This window comes from Kitasatospora sp. NPDC004745 (assembly GCF_042873275.1).
GTDB lineage: Bacteria > Actinomycetota > Actinomycetes > Streptomycetales > Streptomycetaceae > Kitasatospora.
In genome coordinates this window covers 326,992-340,997 of the sequence record NZ_JBIALK010000002.1, presented here as the reverse complement: position 1 = coordinate 340,997, position 14,006 = coordinate 326,992, and the positions used below count along the sequence as shown (strand labels likewise).

The 14,006-nt window shown below is 69.5% G+C and carries 20 protein-coding genes and 1 tRNA gene; 19 read left to right on the top strand and 2 right to left on the bottom strand.

All coding sequences use genetic code 11. The annotated features are described in order from the left end of the window. Positions 1–543 precede the first annotated feature (543 nt). The 3 genes from ACFYUY_RS05135 (at position 544) to ACFYUY_RS05125 (ending at position 3,556) form a co-directional block, all read left to right on the top strand. Positions 544–1,674 (top strand): hypothetical protein, encoded by a 1,131-nt coding sequence (locus tag ACFYUY_RS05135; protein WP_387898067.1) that lies wholly within the window; start codon positions 544–546, stop codon positions 1,672–1,674. Further along, positions 1,658–2,095 (top strand): hypothetical protein, encoded by a 438-nt coding sequence (locus ACFYUY_RS05130; RefSeq protein ID WP_387898065.1) that lies wholly within the window; start codon positions 1,658–1,660, stop codon positions 2,093–2,095. The genes ACFYUY_RS05135 and ACFYUY_RS05130 overlap by 17 nt, the downstream gene beginning before the upstream one ends. A 516-nt stretch (positions 2,096–2,611) precedes the next feature. Continuing rightward, a complete protein-coding gene (locus ACFYUY_RS05125) occupies positions 2,612–3,556 on the top strand; it encodes a nuclease-related domain-containing protein (RefSeq protein WP_387898063.1) in 945 nt (314 codons plus the stop codon). 1 nt (position 3,557) lies between these two features. On the opposite strand, the gene ACFYUY_RS05120 is transcribed toward ACFYUY_RS05125, so the two are convergent. Beyond that, a complete protein-coding gene (locus tag ACFYUY_RS05120; protein ID WP_387898654.1) occupies positions 3,558–4,037 on the bottom strand; it encodes an NUDIX hydrolase in 480 nt (159 codons plus the stop codon). A gap of 17 nt (positions 4,038–4,054) precedes the next feature. Between ACFYUY_RS05120 and ACFYUY_RS05115 the strand changes: the two genes are divergently transcribed. The 16 genes from ACFYUY_RS05115 (at position 4,055) to ACFYUY_RS05040 (ending at position 13,758) form a co-directional block, all read left to right on the top strand. Further along, complete coding sequence (locus tag ACFYUY_RS05115; protein ID WP_387685950.1) at positions 4,055–4,834, top strand: GntR family transcriptional regulator; 780 nt, start codon at positions 4,055–4,057, stop codon at positions 4,832–4,834. A gap of 182 nt (positions 4,835–5,016) precedes the next feature. Then, positions 5,017–5,373 (top strand): hypothetical protein, encoded by a 357-nt coding sequence (locus ACFYUY_RS05110; protein ID WP_387898060.1) that lies wholly within the window; start codon positions 5,017–5,019, stop codon positions 5,371–5,373. Between the two features lie 5 nt (positions 5,374–5,378). Continuing rightward, positions 5,379–6,761 (top strand): FtsK/SpoIIIE domain-containing protein, encoded by a 1,383-nt coding sequence (locus ACFYUY_RS05105; protein ID WP_387898059.1) that lies wholly within the window; start codon positions 5,379–5,381, stop codon positions 6,759–6,761. Positions 6,762–6,844: 83 nt separating this feature from the next. After that, on the top strand, positions 6,845–7,063 hold the full coding sequence (locus ACFYUY_RS05100; protein ID WP_387898056.1) for a hypothetical protein: 219 nt from the start codon (positions 6,845–6,847) through the stop codon (positions 7,061–7,063). 5 nt (positions 7,064–7,068) lie between these two features. After that, a complete protein-coding gene (locus tag ACFYUY_RS05095; RefSeq protein WP_387898054.1) occupies positions 7,069–7,251 on the top strand; it encodes a hypothetical protein in 183 nt (60 codons plus the stop codon). Beyond that, entirely contained in the window at positions 7,248–7,412 is a 165-nt protein-coding gene (locus tag ACFYUY_RS05090) for a hypothetical protein (RefSeq protein ID WP_387898051.1), read from the top strand. The genes ACFYUY_RS05095 and ACFYUY_RS05090 overlap by 4 nt, the downstream gene beginning before the upstream one ends. Before the next feature lie 6 nt (positions 7,413–7,418). Further along, the gene (locus tag ACFYUY_RS05085; protein ID WP_387898049.1) at positions 7,419–8,135 is read left to right on the top strand and encodes a DUF2637 domain-containing protein; all 717 of its coding nucleotides are present in this window, start codon (positions 7,419–7,421) and stop codon (positions 8,133–8,135) included. A 12-nt stretch (positions 8,136–8,147) separates the two neighbouring features. Next, entirely contained in the window at positions 8,148–8,342 is a 195-nt protein-coding gene (locus tag ACFYUY_RS05080; protein WP_387898047.1) for a hypothetical protein, read from the top strand. Positions 8,343–8,365: 23 nt separating this feature from the next. After that, the gene (locus ACFYUY_RS05075) at positions 8,366–8,896 is read left to right on the top strand and encodes a hypothetical protein (protein WP_387898044.1); all 531 of its coding nucleotides are present in this window, start codon (positions 8,366–8,368) and stop codon (positions 8,894–8,896) included. A gap of 87 nt (positions 8,897–8,983) precedes the next feature. Continuing rightward, positions 8,984–9,532 carry a GGDEF domain-containing protein gene (locus ACFYUY_RS05070; protein WP_387898041.1) on the top strand — a complete coding sequence of 183 codons (549 nt, stop codon included), beginning with the start codon at positions 8,984–8,986 and terminating at the stop codon, positions 9,530–9,532. A gap of 101 nt (positions 9,533–9,633) precedes the next feature. After that, the gene (locus tag ACFYUY_RS05065) at positions 9,634–9,819 is read left to right on the top strand and encodes a hypothetical protein (RefSeq protein ID WP_387898039.1); all 186 of its coding nucleotides are present in this window, start codon (positions 9,634–9,636) and stop codon (positions 9,817–9,819) included. Positions 9,820–9,822: 3 nt separating this feature from the next. Further along, positions 9,823–9,990, top strand: a complete 168-nt coding sequence (locus ACFYUY_RS05060; RefSeq protein ID WP_387898036.1) for a hypothetical protein — start codon at positions 9,823–9,825, stop codon at positions 9,988–9,990. A 67-nt stretch (positions 9,991–10,057) separates the two neighbouring features. Then, positions 10,058–11,032: a DNA cytosine methyltransferase gene (locus ACFYUY_RS05055; protein ID WP_387898034.1), complete on the top strand. Its 975-nt coding sequence runs from the start codon at positions 10,058–10,060 to the stop codon at positions 11,030–11,032. Then, positions 11,032–12,372, top strand: coding sequence for a replication initiator (locus ACFYUY_RS05050; protein ID WP_387898032.1), 1,341 nt, complete (start codon positions 11,032–11,034; stop codon positions 12,370–12,372). The genes ACFYUY_RS05055 and ACFYUY_RS05050 overlap by 1 nt, the downstream gene beginning before the upstream one ends. After that, positions 12,365–12,589: a helix-turn-helix domain-containing protein gene (locus ACFYUY_RS05045; RefSeq protein WP_387898030.1), complete on the top strand. Its 225-nt coding sequence runs from the start codon at positions 12,365–12,367 to the stop codon at positions 12,587–12,589. The genes ACFYUY_RS05050 and ACFYUY_RS05045 overlap by 8 nt, the downstream gene beginning before the upstream one ends. Continuing rightward, complete coding sequence (locus tag ACFYUY_RS05040; RefSeq protein ID WP_387898028.1) at positions 12,589–13,758, top strand: tyrosine-type recombinase/integrase; 1,170 nt, start codon at positions 12,589–12,591, stop codon at positions 13,756–13,758. Before ACFYUY_RS05045 ends, ACFYUY_RS05040 begins: the two co-directional genes overlap by 1 nt. A 62-nt stretch (positions 13,759–13,820) precedes the next feature. Here ACFYUY_RS05040 and ACFYUY_RS05035 read toward each other — a convergent pair. After that, a tRNA-Val gene (locus ACFYUY_RS05035) sits at positions 13,821–13,895 on the bottom strand. Positions 13,896–14,006 lie beyond the last annotated feature (111 nt).

Here is a 14,006-nt window from a genome sequence, read left to right as displayed (position 1 = left end):
CCGAGTTCGGTCCACGCGCCGTCGACCCCACCATCTCCCCCGGCCTGCGCACCCACCGTGATCATCTGGGAGGAAATCAGGAGATCCGGACGCTCCAGGAACCCGGAGACCGGCGCAAACGGCGGTGGCCTGGATCGGGATCACGTTCCCGATCCAGGCCACCGCCTGCGCTTCTTCGTTCTGCTGGTGGGCGCGGACGGTTTCGAACCGCCGACATCTGCTTTGTAAGGCTTGGTGTGGAGCATCCGCTCTGACCTGCACCGCGCGTGGCCTGCCCGTTCCCCGGTCGCCTCGCTGCTGGCGCCCGTGGCTGACCGCCACGTACCGCCCGTTCTGGCACGCCTACGGCACGGTGCGGTGCCTCGACTGGGGCTCCAACCCCCGCATCGCCGGTCCACTTCGCGCTGACCAGGATCGCTCCGGCCTCGCAGGGGCGACCCGTCATTAGGTGCGCCGTCCAGCCCGCCGGCGCCTTGGATCTCAGGTCGGTGTCAGACTCGGAACCCCCTGAGCGCCTGCGACTCAGACTAGTAGGGTTGGCCCATGGGTAGCGATGCGCGAACCTTCGGTTCCTGGCACCTCCGCGGCGGCCGGTATGAACAGCACGGCCTACCGGTCGATGTCTTGTCTGAGTTCGCCCGGTACCAGCGTCTTGTGGTGGATGTGGCACGAGGGCTGTACAAGCAGCGCTTCATGACTAGGCAGCGAGTTCCTCGCGGCTTCGCTTCCGGCTTCTCTCTTCGTCTGGCGGCAGTCCATGAAGGCAGCGTTATTCCCGTCCTTGAGGTCAGTCGACCCAGTGAGCCAGACCTCTTTGATTGGGATGCGCTCGGAATCTTCGACGACGCTCGGGTTCTGATCCAGGAAACGCTCCGCGCCGTCTCCGATGGGGAGAGAATCCCGCCAAACTTCCCGGTTCACGCCCTTCGAGAGTTTTCCACATTTGGCCGCAGTCTACAGGAAGACGAGTTCATCGAGTTTGATCCAGGAACGGATCATGCTGCAGTCTATTCGCAGGCAGTGCGGCGGTCACTCCAGGAACGAGCCAAGCTCGATAAATTTGAAGTTGAAACACTAATCACTGGCCAGGTCACAGGAATCTATGCTGATGACGGAAGCTTCAAGTTTCGTCTCGCCGAGAACGGGCGAGTAATCTCCGGGCACTTCTCCTCAGACGATGTCGTACCGGACTTGAAGCAATACCTAGACCTTTCGTCGATGGCCCCGACAGTAGCGCTGAGCGCCGTCGCCATCCAGTCGATGACAGAAGATATTATCGAGATTCAGGATGTCCTGGGTATCGAGCCTGTCCTTCCTTCAGAACTCGTGGAACGCCTTACTGAGCTGTCAAAGCTTGAGAGCGGCTGGCTTGAGGGGGCCGGGGAGGAAATCTCCAAGATCGTTCTAAGGCAGGCAGAATCCCTTCTACTCAGCTTCCTTGACGAGGGAATTGAGCGACCTCGGATCTTTCCAACAGACCGGAGCGGGGTCCAGTTCGAGTGGTCTGGCGCCCATGGCGAAGTCACTGCAGAGATCACCCGCGACGAGAAGGTGGAGCTGTACGCCTATTCGAAGACTGATGACGACGACGAGGAAGAGGCCACTTACAAGTGGAGTCAGTTCGAGGACGTGATCAGCTTCCTCCGGAGGGGGATTCGTGAGTACGCAGGATGAGTTCGGCGAGCTCCGAGATAACGAGGTTCAGGTTCCCGCCTCCAAGGAGCTCCTTTGGAGGCAGATTCATCCGGCTTTCCTCGACGGCGGGCAGGTGTCGAGCCAAGCTTTCGCACCCTCCGACAAGGACGATGGCGAGCTGTCAGTAAATCGCCAATCGATAGTCTCCGCCACAGAGGCTTTTCAGCACTTCACGGAAGTACAACGCTTCCAGTCTGCCGCTGTTTATGCGGTTTCCGTCGAGGAGGTCGCGGCTAAAGGCTTGCGAACAGTCGACGACTCCACGTCAGATCCAGAAAATGCACCATCCCCTGGGCATGCGTATATAGACTTCAAGGCAGTCGCCGCGAACAAGCGGCGCAAGAAGATCGGCGGCCTGCTCCGCGACCAGGCTGTCGCGCGGGGCCAACAGCACCCCTGATCGTGATTCGCGCGGGCGGTGGAGCGGTTTTGGCCGGTGTCCTGCCTGGTTTGGGGTCGAGCATGATCGGGGGGCCGTAAGCTGTTGCGACTCGGTCAGGGCTCTTGGGCCTGACCGCAATTTGGCCGAGTGGCCCCCCGTTCTTGCTCGACTCGGGCCCCGAGCCTGGGAGGTGGGTAAAACCGTGGAGCCGCCCGACCCCAGCCACGACGGGCTCTAACCCCGGCTCCCTCCCGGCCACACGCTCGTCGTGCGCGGCCGGCCGCCGCCGAAGCGGGGCGCAGACAGGAGCGACGGCGAGCGGCAGGGCCGCGCGCTGGCGCGCTGTGCGCGCCCTTGAACCCGTGGAGAAGATTTTTACGCACCCACCCTCCCGCTTCCTCCTTCTCGCACCCCTTCCGCTCTGCCTCCTTGCCTCTGGCTGAACTGGCCCGGCTGTCTGCTTCTCCGCGTTCCTGCCGATCCGCGCGTGGGCATGCTGACCATGGTCAGGACGCGCATGCCGGAGGGGGACGCATGACAGCGCTGGTGGTCAAGCCTTGGCGGGTGCCGGGGAAGGAACGGCTCTACGTCAACAAGGCTGGTGCCCGCGGCGATTCGGTGGCCTGGCTGGACTGCAAGACCGGCGTTGTCATGGTCGAGCTCCCGGAGTTCGAGGAGTCTGCACTGGCCAAGGTCGAAGAGTGGTGCCGATCCTTCGGCGCTCATGTGCCGCCCCGCATCGTCCAGCGTCGCGGAGAGAAGAACCTGCCTCCGAAGGTGGTCTCAGCACAGGTGCCGCAGCCTCGTGCAGAGGTCCCGTTCCTGCCCCCGATGCGCGACGAGGACGACCTTTCACGGAACCTGCCCGGTGCCGGGCTGGAGAGCCTGGTGCGTGAGGGCGAAGAGCGGTACGGGCTGCTTGTCCGCCTCGCTGCCAAGCTCTCTCGCCAGCGTCTCGGCGATTCGAGCACGCTTCGTGGTCTGGAGGGCGAGCAGATCGTCGGGGCCCGGCTGGAGCCGTTGAAGGTCGCCGGCTGGAGGGTCCTACACGGGGTGCCGCTGCCGTCCGGGTCCGACATCGACCACGTGGTGATCGGTCCGCCGGGCGTTTTCACGGTCAACTCGAAGCACCACCCGGGCGCCACCGTGTGGGTCGGCGACAAGGTGGTGAAGGTCAACCGCAACGGCTTCCCGTACCTGGAGAACTCGGAGTTCGAGGCGAGCCGTACCGCCAGACTGCTCACCGAGTGGTGCGGCTTCGAGGTGCCTGTTCACCCGGTCATCGCCGTCGTCGGCGCCCAGAAGATCACGCTTGGGGCGGCGCCGGCGGTGACGGTCATCGATGGCGAACAGATCGCCGACGTCCTGCCCACTCGGCCGGCCGCGCTGTCCCCGAGCAGGGTGGACCGGGTCTTCACCATCGCTCGCCACCGCCATGTCTGGAGCCAGATAGGCAAGCGCGGCAAGAAGACTCGCTGACTCAGCTTGCCCGCGGCATGTCGATGAGCGTCCGCCCGTCATGGGTCCGGACCTGCGGGACCGTGTCGCTCCGGACGGCGTCGAGCAGGCGGACGGCGTAGACCTCGCCCATGCGGTCGGTGATCTCTTCCGGGGTGAGCCAGGCGACGGCCGTCGACTCGTCGGACAGCTGCTCGCTGCCGCCCTCGGGGTGGCACCGGAAGACCAGGGCAACGATGCCACGGGTCACGTTCTTGTAGACCCCGGTGAGCCGCTCCACCGAGACCTTGATCCCGGTCTCCTCGTACACCTCGCGGCGCACGCCGTCCTCGACCGTCTCCGACAGTTCCAGCACTCCGCCGGGCGGTTCCCAGGTGCCGTTGTCGGCTCGCCGGATCGCGAGAATCCGGCCGTCCTCACGCACCACCGCCCCGGCCACGGACACGGAGTGGAGAGGCGTTGAAACTTGTCGCGAGGGACTGGTACTCATGTACAGGAGAATAGGAGACCTGTAGCACCATGGCGAGTGGCGAGGCCGCATCGACGGCGAAGGCGAAGTACCAGCAGATCGCGGATGACCTGGCGTCGCAGATCCGGTCCGGGGTCCTGGCCCCGGGGGCGGCGATCCCCAGTGAAGCCGAGCTCATGGAGCGCTATGGAGTGGCCTCCGGCACGGTCCGCAAGGCCGTCGCCGAGCTACGGACGACGCAGCTGATCGAGACGCACCACGGCCGCGGCTCTTTCGTCCGCTCCCGTCCTCCGGTCCAGCGCAAGTCCTCGGACCGCTTCCGCCGCGCCCACCGGCTCGCCGGCAAGGCGGCCTATCTTGCCGAGGCCGAGCAATCCGGCGGCAAGCCCTCCGTGAACGTGCTCTTCGTCGGACCGGTCGACGCCCCGGAGGAGATCGCCGAGCGGCTGAACGTGCCCGCCGGCTCGAAGGTGCTGGCCCGCAAGCGACGGTACTTCCGCGACGGGACTCCGACCGAGGAAGCAACGTCCTACCTGCCGTGGGACGTGGTCAAGGACATCCCGGAGACCTTCGCCGAGAACCCCGGCGGCGGTGGCATCTACGCACGGCTGGAGGAGCACGGCCACAGGCTGGCTGAGTTCACCGAGACGGTCCGGGCCCGCCTGGCTACCAAGGCGGAGACGGCGGCGTTGGCGTTGAGCCCCGGCTCCCCGGTGATCCATCTCGTCCGGGACGCCATCTCGGACGCCGGCCGCGTCGTCGAGGTCTGTGACACCGTGATGGCTGCTGACCAGTTCGTTCTTGACTACCGCTTCCCAGCACGGGACTGACGCCACCTCAACTCCCGCAACCCGTCGCGAGATTCTTTCTCGCGGCGGGTTGACTCATGTACAGGAGTCGGGCACTCTTCTATCCATCAACTCATGTACATGAGTGCATGAGCTTCACTCCGCTAGAGGAGAAGCACCCGGCTGTGCTCATTGACCCGGGTGCCCGATGAAGGAGCCAGAGAATGCGCTTCATCCCCGTCGACACGACCGCCGCACTGGTGATGGTCGCCCAGGCGCCCCGACCGAAGCTGAAGGACCGCCGCACCGGCGAGATGGCCATGGACGCCGAGACCGGCGCGCCGCTGGTCACGCTGGACGTCACGTTCGTGGCCAACGGCGAGGCCGACATCCTGTCCCTGACCGTGCCGCAGCCGGGCATCCCGGACGGGCTGGCGCCGGGCGTGCTGGTCAGCCTCACCCGGCTCATCGCCCGGCCGTGGGAGAACGAGTTCAACGGCCAGAAGCGCTCCGGCATCGCCTTCCGGGCCGACGCCGTGACCGTCACCGCCGCGCCGGCCCTCGTCGGCACGAACGCCTGACCATCGTGAACACCCTGACGACGACGCTCCTGGAGCTGAGCGTCCCCGCGGCCGCCGTCGGCTCCGGAGCGCTCTACGCCAAGGCGAAGATGCCCCGGACCTACTGGGCGACCGTCGGCCTCCCGCTGACCGTCCACCGCATCTGGCACGACTTCGAGAACGTCATGGAGGCCTGCGGGCTGACCGTGGAACCGTCGTTCTGGCGCGCCATGGCCTCGTCCGCCACCAATCGGCCGACGAAGCCCGCGATGCCGAGGATCCGGGGCATGCAGGCGAGCTCGACCGGCCTGCGGGTCCGGCTCCGGCTCGCCCATGGTCAGCAGACGTCGGACCTGGACGATGCGGCCGAGCGGCTTCGGCACGCCTGGGGCGTTCACGCGGTGCACGTCTCGGAGGTCAAGCCCGGGGTGGTGGATCTGCGGATCGTCGGCTTCGACGTTCTCCGGAACGTGCGCATGCCGCGTCGCGCCGGCGCCAAGTCTCATGAGCTGCTGCGGGTCCCGGTCGCGCTGCGGGCCGATGGGACCGTGCACCACCGGGACTACCGGCAGGCTCCGAACGGGCTGAACCTCGGTGCCAACCAGTCCGGCAAGTCGATGTTCACCCGGAACCTGATCCACGGCCTCGCTCCGCAGCCCGTTGCCCTGGTGGGCATCGACTGTAAGCGTGGCGTCGAACAGCGCCCCTTCGCCCCGCGGATGTCCGCGCTGGCCACCGACCAGGGCGAAGCGCTTGGCCTGCTGCTCGCGCTGTTGGTCGAGATGGACGACCGGTACGACCTGATCCGCGACCACCAGGGTGTCCCCGGATCGGTGGCGGCCGAGGACCTGACCGCCGATATCTGGGGCCTGCCCGTCAAGGTCCGGCCGGTGCCGATCGTAGTCGTGGTGGACGAGATCGCGGAGCTGTTCCTGGTCGCCAGCAGGGCCGATGAGGATCGGCGGAACCAGATCGTCACGGCGCTCATCCGGCTCGCCCAACTCGCCCGCGCCGTGGGCATCTTCTTGGAGATCTCGGGCCAGCGCTTCGGCTCGGAGCTGGGCAAGGGCGCGACCCTGCTCCGCTCCCAGCTCACCAGCCGCACCGTCCACCGGGTCAACGACCTGGAGACGGCGAAGATGGGGCTCGGTGACATCTCGGATGCCGCCGTCGCCGCGTCCACCCGGATCAGCCCCGACATGCCAGGGATGGCCGTCGCCGGCGACACCTCCGGCCAGTGGTCCGCGATCCGCACCCCGTTCCGCTCGCTCACCGAAGTCGCCGAGCGTTGCGCTGAGTTCGCGCACCTGACGCCCGACCTGGACCGCCTGGCGGCCTTCCGCCCGCCGGCCGCCACGCCGGCGAACATCCCGCCGATGCCCTTCGCGCCGGTCCCGGCCGCCGAGTAGCGGCACCTCACTCACCGGTTGGCGCGACCGCTTCGTGCCAAGTCCCAACCCCCGCCATGCCTCGACTAGGAGGAGACCCGCCCATGTCCCGCAAGCCGTCCATCGCCGAGATCGGCGCCTTCCTCGGCCACCTCAAAGCCGCCCGCGACAACGACACCGACACCGACACCGGCCCGCTGCTCGCCGACAAGGCGGACCTGCTGGAGCGCATCGCCCAGGCCAACCCGGACGACCGCGACGCCGCCCAGGTCGCCCGAGAGGCCCGCGCCGCCGCCGACCGCGCCCAGCGCAACCGCCGGTGACCCCGGTGGCCGCCCGCAAGCGCACCGCGCCGCCGAAGCCTGCGCCCTGTCAGCCCTGCAAGGGCACCGGCCAGACCACCGAGTCCGTGTACGTCGGCCGTGGCGCCCGCCGTCGTCGGATCGCCGAGCAGGAGGCCACGTGCCTGGACTGCCTCGGTACCGGCATCGCCATGGAGGCATCGCTGTGATCCAGATTCGCGTGATCTGCGACGTCAACGACGTGCCGACCGCCGTCGCCGACCTCTGCCGGCTGTGGCGCGTGCACGACGTCAAGGAACTCCCCGCGCGGGACTCCGGCCACCGTCGCCTCTACGTCACCGCCACCCGCCGAGCGACCAGTACCAGGTGAATGAACATGCGCCGACTCCCCAAGCTGGACGCCGTACTCGCGCAAGCGGTGATCGCCGCCGCGCTCTCCTTCGCCCACCTGCACGACCTCGCCGAGGCCGCCGGCCAGAGCGGCTGGAAGTCCTGGGCCTACCCGGTGTCCGTCGACCTCCTGCTCGTCGCCGCCTGGCGCCGGATGCGCGGCGGAACCGCCCGTCGGCTCGCCTGGTGCTGGTTCGTGATCGCGCTGGCCGCCTCGCTCGGCGCCAACGTCGGAACCGCCGGGCTGCTCGACCTCGGCCACGCCCCGGCCTGGCTCCGAGTCCTGGTCGCCGGCTGGCCCGCCGCCGCCTTCCTCGGCGGCACCCTGCTGGCCCACTCGGCCACCGTGCCCGGCGAGGAAGCCCCGCCGGCCGAGCTGGAACCGGACTACGCCGAGGTCGACGATGACCCGCCGCTGTACGCCCCGGCCGCCGAACCGATCACCGAACCGGACGTCGAGCCGATGCCGGTTCCGGCGCCCGCGGCTGTCCCGGCGATCGAACCGGCTCCCGCCCCGGCACCGTCCCCGGTCCCCGCGCCGGCCTCGGCGCCCGCGGTCCCGGGCTTTCTCCTCGACCACGCCCGCAAGGTCGCCGACGACCACCGCACCCGGACCGGCACTCCGATCGATGCCGCCACGCTCCGCGCCCGCCTCGGAGTCCAAGACCCGCTCGCCTCGGCGCTCGCCGCCGAACTCGCCTGAAGGAACTACGTGATGAACATCCAGCTGCCCTTCCTGCTGATCCTCGCGCTCGCCGCCTGGTTCATCGTCCGGAACCTCCGACTGCGCTGGTGGGCCGTCGCCGCGCTGGTCCTCCTCGGCTTCTACCTCGCCGACACCTCCGCCGCCCCGCTGATCGACAACACCACCCACGACGGCGTGAACATCATCAACGAGACCACCAAGTAACCAACAAGACAAGGGAGTTGCCCGTGAAGACCACTGTCCGCCTACCGCCCCTGGTCACCGTGGACGGCTCCGGCCTCGTCGCCGAAATCGAGGCGTACTTGGCCTCCCTGCCCGCCCCGGCCCGCATCGCCGTGCCGTACGTCTCACCGCTCGGCTCCGCCGCCCAGGCCTGGAATGCCGGCTACCCGGTCCCGCGGCTCACGCTTCTCGACCGGGTCACCCACCGCCCTGCCCGCCCGGTCCCGGTGAGCGCCGCCGGCCACCTCCGGCTCACCTCCCGCTACATCGACGTCTTCGGCTGGCTCCAGGGCGCCATGTGGGACTCGGCCGGCCGCGTCTGCCTCCTCGGCGCCCAGGCCGCCGTCCTCGCCCACGGCTACGGCACTCCGGCCACGGTCACCACCGCCCGGGTCCAGCTCATGGAGATCCTGCACGCCACCAGGCGCCCCGTCCGCTCCCCGGACGAGTACAACGACCGCCCCACCACCCGCAGGGCCGACATCCACCACCTGCTCGACCAGGCCGCCGTCCGCGCCCAGCGCCTCGGCCTCTGACCTCCCCGGGACGGCCAACACGCCGCCAGTATCCCGCCGCCCGGAGATCGCAACCCCCAACCACCCGCCCAACACGAAGGACCGCACATGGACGTGCCCACGATCCTTGCCGCCGGTGTACCGCTGATCGGATGGACCACCCACGGCACCTGGCTGAACCGGCGCCTCGCCACCTCCCGCCGTGACCCGCTCACCGGGCTCCACACCCGCAGCGGCTTCACCGCCCGCGCCCACCGGCTGACCCAGCGCCACCCGGACCGCGCCTCGGTGCTGCTGGTCGACCTGGACGACTTCAAGGCCACCAACGACACCTACGGCCACGACGCCGGCGACGCGGTCATCACCGCCACCGCCGTCCGCCTGTCCGCGTGGTGCGGCCGCTCCGGCATCGCCGCCCGCCTCGGCGGGGACGAGTTCGCCGCCGTCGTCCTGGACGCCCCCGCGCGCCTGCCCGACCTCCGCACGGCCCTCAACCAGCCGGTCCCATACGCCGGTTTCACGCTCCCGGCCTCCGCCTCGGTGGGCATCTGCCCCGTCGCCGAGCTGCCGGTCGTCTCGCTCACGGACGCGCTCGCCTCCGCCGACCGGGACATGTACGCGCACAAGCGCGACGGCCGAACCTCCCGCCGCCGCTGATTCGAAGACCGGCCCCGGGGCGGCAACACGCCGCCAAGCATCCCGCCGCCCCGAGGCCGCAACCCCTTCCCGAACCGAAGCCCACGAAGGAGAGCACCATCATGCCGCAGCACAGCCACGCCCCGACCCGGATCTGCCCGAACTGCTCGGGTCACGCCACCGCGCACATCGCCACCGGCGTCCGCCTCCGCGACGGCTCCCGCGCCACCGTCCCGGTCACCTGCCCCACCTGCCACGGCACCGGCACCGTCGCCCGCCCGCTGGCCACCGCTGCCAAGGCGGTCTGACCGATGGCACTCCTCGACTGGCGCGACTCCAAGCACTGGGCCGCCAAGCCCGCTCCCTGCGGCGTCTGCAAGAAGCCCACCAACCTCCGCTCCGACCGCGGCAAGCCCGTCCACAAGGTGTGTGCCGAGGAGTGGACCGACCACCACCAGAAGCCCGCCGACCAGTCCTGACCAGCCCGGCCCCGGGACTGGTACCGCTGGTCCGTCCCGGGGCCTCCCCACGGAGGGAGGAACCGCATTGAACCGCCACATCATCGACCTGTTCGCCGGCCCCGGCGGCTGGTCCGAGGGGCTGCGCCGTCTCGGCCACACCGACATCGGCCTTGAGATCGATGCCGCCGCCTGCACAACCCGCGCCGCCGCCGGCCACCACACCATCCGCACCGACGTCGCCGCCTACCCGACTGCCCCGCTCATCGGCAAGGTCTCCGGCCTGATCGGCTCCGCGCCGTGCCAGACGTTCAGCTCAGCCGGGCTCGGCGCCGGGGGTGACGACATCACGCTCTGCCACCAAGCCCTTGACGACCTCGCCGCTGGCCGCGACACCCGCACCGTCCTTCGGACCGCCTGCGTCGATGCACGCTCGCTCCTGGCCGTCGAGCCTCTGAGGTACGCCCTCGACATCCGCCCGGAATGGATCGCCCTGGAAGAAGTCCCCTCGGTGGAACCCCTCTTCGACCACATGGCCCGTGTCCTGCGCACGGTCGGCTACTCAACCTGGGTCGGCATCCTCAACGCCGCCGACCACGGCATACCGCAGACCCGCCGCCGCGCCTTTCTCCTGGCCTCCACGACGCGCCAAGTCGCCCCGCCCGAAGCCACCCACGCCAAAGTGTCCGAACCCGAAAACCTCTTCGGCCCCGGCCGCGCCGCCTGGACCACCATGGCCGACGCCCTTGGGCTTTCCGCTGGCGACGTCACCACCCGCGGCGAGCACACCGCTGGCGGCAACCGCTTCACCACCGCCGGCCCGGCCTGGACCCTGACGGGCCGCGCTCGGTCGTGGAAGCTCTCCACCGAATCCGACCCGGAGCGCGAACTGAGCGCCGCCGAAGCCGGTGTTCTCCAGGACTTCCCCGCTGGCCACCCGTGGACCGGCTCCCGGACCAAGCAGTTCGAGCAGATCGGCAACGCCGTCCCGCCCGGCCTCGCCACCGCGGTCCTCCGCTCGGTTCTGGAACCCGCTCGCCTGCGGCTGGCGGTGGCTGCCTGATGGCCACCACCACCGCTCCGCCGGTCGCCGATCTCCTTGGAATCGCCCAGCTCGGCACCATGCCCGCCCTGATGCGACAGCTGTCCGGACTCGCCGGCTGCACCTCGCCCGTCCGCCTCGACGGCTGGCGCACCGAGATCAACGAAGCCACCGGACAAGTACTCCACCACATGGAGTCGGCCGACCTGCCCGCCGGGAACCTGCTCCTGCGCTGCGGCAACCGCCGCGTCACCCGCTGCCCGTCGTGCGCCGAGACCTACCGCCGCGACACCTACCACCTGATCACCGCGGGACTCGTCGGCGGCAAGGGAACCCCGGAGACGGTGTCCGCCCATCCCCGGGTGTTCGCCACCTTCACCGCGCCCAGCTTCGGCCCCGTCCACAACCGGCCCGGCTCCGGCGCCTGCCGCTGCGGCACCGCCCACCCGGCCGATGACCCGCTACTCGGCTCACCGCTGGATCCCGAGACGTACGACTACGCAGGCCATGTCCTGTGGAACGCCCACGCGGGCAAGATCTGGGCCCGGTTCACCATCCACCTGCGCCGAGAGATCGCCAAGCTCGCCGGACTCTCCCAGCGCGCCTTCAAGGACATCGCCCGGGTCTCCTTCGGCAAGGTCGCCGAGTACCAGAAGCGCGGCGCCATCCACTTCCACGCTGTCATCCGCCTCGACGGCCCCGAAGGCGGGAATACGCCCCCACCCGCCTGGGCAACCGCTGGCCTGCTCACCGACGCCATCCGCGCCGCCGCCCGCCGGGCCGACATCGCCGGCCCGCTGGTCGACGGCCGACAGCACCGCTTCGCCTTCGGCAAGCAGATCGACATCCGGACGATCCGCAACGCCGACTTCACCGGCCCCGTCCAGATCACCGAACGGGCTGTCGCCGCCTACATCGCCAAGTACGCGACCAAGGGCGCCGAAGCCGCCACCGGCACCCTGGACCGCCCCGTCCGGTTCCTCGCCGAGATCGCCCAGCACGACATCCCCGAGCACGCCCGCCGGCTCATCCGGACCTGCTGGAACCTCGGCGCCCGCCCCCAACTGGCGGAACTCCGCCTCCGCGCCTGGGCCCACATGCTCGGCTTCCGCGGCCACTTCTCCACCAAGACCCGCAAGTACTCGACCACCCTCGGCGCACTCCGCGACGCCCGCACCGCCTGGCGCCGCGCCCAGACTCTCGAACGCCTCCACGGCCCCGACGCCCCGGCCACCGATGACACCACGCTCGTCCTCGCCCACTGGGCCTTCGCCGGCCTCGGCCTCACCCGCGGCGAAGCCTGGCTCACCCAAGCACTGCAACCCGCACCTGGCAGGGAAGGAGAACCGACCCATGACTGACCGCCTGCTGACCGCCGCACAGGCCGCCGAACTGCTCGGCACCTGGGAGACCAGCGGGGAACGGTTCCCCCGCCGGCTGATCGCCGAACGACGCATCGCCTACGTCAAGCTCGGCCACCACGTGCGCATCCCCGCCTCGGCCATCGACGCATTCATCGCCGAACGGACCGTGCAGCCCGTGGCCTCCCGCCGTCGTCCGGCCCGGAAGGTGGCGTGATGGCCAACTCCAGGGGCAACCGTCGGCGCTTCGGCTCGGTCCGCCAACTCGCCTCCGGCCGGTGGCAGATCCGCTATCCGGACCCGGTCACCGGCCTGATGCGGCCCGGTGAGCAGACCTACCCCACCAAGACGGACGCCGATATCGCGCTCACGCTCATCGAAGCCGACATCAAGCGCGACCGGTGGAGCGACCCGGACGCCGGGAAGGTCAAGCTCGGCGACTTCGCCGCGGCCTGGCTGCGGGACCGCAAGCTGGAGGAGAGCACGCGCGAGCGGTACGCCATCACCCTCCGCCAGTACATCCAGCCCGGGTTGGGGCACCGGACACTCGCCGAGATCACCCCGGCTCGGGTGCGCTCCTGGCGCTCCGCCCTCCTGGAGGCCGGGGCCGGCGAACCCTCCGTCGTCAAGGCGTACCAGCTGCTGCGGGGCATCATGAACACCGCCCTCGATGACGAGTTGATCCAACGCAACCCGTGCCGGATCAAGGGGGCCGACACCTACGACGTCCCGGAACGGCCTGTCCTCTCCGTGTCTGAGGTGTTCTCCGTCGCTGACGCCATCGGTCCGCGCTGGCGGGCCCTGGTACTGCTGACCGCGTTCACTACGCTCCGGTTCGGGGAGCTGGCCGCTCTCCGCCGGCGGGACGTCGACCTGGCGAACCGGCTCGTCCGGGTGCAGCGCAACCAGGCGGAGCTGAACAGCGGACGGCTCTACGACAAGGCACCGAAGAGCCGCGCGGGCTTCCGCCCCGTCGCCTTCCCCACCGAGATCGTGGACGACCTGGAGCACCACCTCGACCGGTACGCCGGCCCCGGCCCGGACGGGCACCTGTTCATCGGACCCCGCGGCGGCAAGCTCCGCCGGAGCAACTTCCGGGACGACTGGATCCGGGCCCGCACCGCCGCCGGGGTGAGCGCGGACGCCCACTTCCACGACCTGCGCCACACCGGGAACACCCTCGCCTCGCAGAACGGCGCCAGCACTCGGGAGCTCATGACCCGGATGGGCCACAGCAGCACCCGAGCCGCGCTCATCTACCAGCACATGACCAGCGATCGGGACCGCGCCATCGCCGACCGCATGGGCGAAGCCGTCCGCCAGGCGCTCGGCGAGCAAAGACCGGCGCCGGGGGCATCTGGCACGCCGGTGGCACGGCCAGACTGAGACCCCTGAAACGACCAAGGGCCAGTTCGTGAGGATCACTCCTCCGAACTGGCCCTTCGTGCTGGTGGGCGCGGACGGTTTCGAACCGCCGACATCTGCTTTGTAAGAGCAGCGCTCTACCGCTGAGCTACGCGCCCCCCGTCGTGGGCTGGTGGGCGCACGACGAGTGCCTAGGGTACCTGGTTCCGGGGGGTGGTGTGGTGCGGGGTGGTCGGGGGGTGGGACGGGTGGTGGGGGGTGCCGGTGGG

Excerpts from the sequence above, each read along its gene's own strand:
- ACFYUY_RS05135 (WP_387898067.1), top strand. The coding sequence starts at position 544 with ATGGGTAGCGATGCGCGAACCTTCGGTTCCTGGCACCTCCGCGGCGGC.
- ACFYUY_RS05125 (WP_387898063.1), top strand. The coding sequence starts at position 2,612 with ATGACAGCGCTGGTGGTCAAGCCTTGGCGGGTGCCGGGGAAGGAACGG.
- ACFYUY_RS05115 (WP_387685950.1), top strand. The coding sequence starts at position 4,055 with ATGGCGAGTGGCGAGGCCGCATCGACGGCGAAGGCGAAGTACCAGCAG.
- ACFYUY_RS05110 (WP_387898060.1), top strand. The coding sequence starts at position 5,017 with ATGCGCTTCATCCCCGTCGACACGACCGCCGCACTGGTGATGGTCGCC.
- ACFYUY_RS05100 (WP_387898056.1), top strand. The coding sequence starts at position 6,845 with ATGTCCCGCAAGCCGTCCATCGCCGAGATCGGCGCCTTCCTCGGCCAC.
- ACFYUY_RS05085 (WP_387898049.1), top strand. The coding sequence starts at position 7,419 with ATGCGCCGACTCCCCAAGCTGGACGCCGTACTCGCGCAAGCGGTGATC.
- ACFYUY_RS05080 (WP_387898047.1), top strand. The coding sequence starts at position 8,148 with ATGAACATCCAGCTGCCCTTCCTGCTGATCCTCGCGCTCGCCGCCTGG.
- ACFYUY_RS05070 (WP_387898041.1), top strand. The coding sequence starts at position 8,984 with ATGGACGTGCCCACGATCCTTGCCGCCGGTGTACCGCTGATCGGATGG.
- ACFYUY_RS05065 (WP_387898039.1), top strand. The coding sequence starts at position 9,634 with ATGCCGCAGCACAGCCACGCCCCGACCCGGATCTGCCCGAACTGCTCG.
- ACFYUY_RS05060 (WP_387898036.1), top strand. The coding sequence starts at position 9,823 with ATGGCACTCCTCGACTGGCGCGACTCCAAGCACTGGGCCGCCAAGCCC.
- ACFYUY_RS05050 (WP_387898032.1), top strand. The coding sequence starts at position 11,032 with ATGGCCACCACCACCGCTCCGCCGGTCGCCGATCTCCTTGGAATCGCC.
- ACFYUY_RS05045 (WP_387898030.1), top strand. The coding sequence starts at position 12,365 with ATGACTGACCGCCTGCTGACCGCCGCACAGGCCGCCGAACTGCTCGGC.
- ACFYUY_RS05040 (WP_387898028.1), top strand. The coding sequence starts at position 12,589 with ATGGCCAACTCCAGGGGCAACCGTCGGCGCTTCGGCTCGGTCCGCCAA.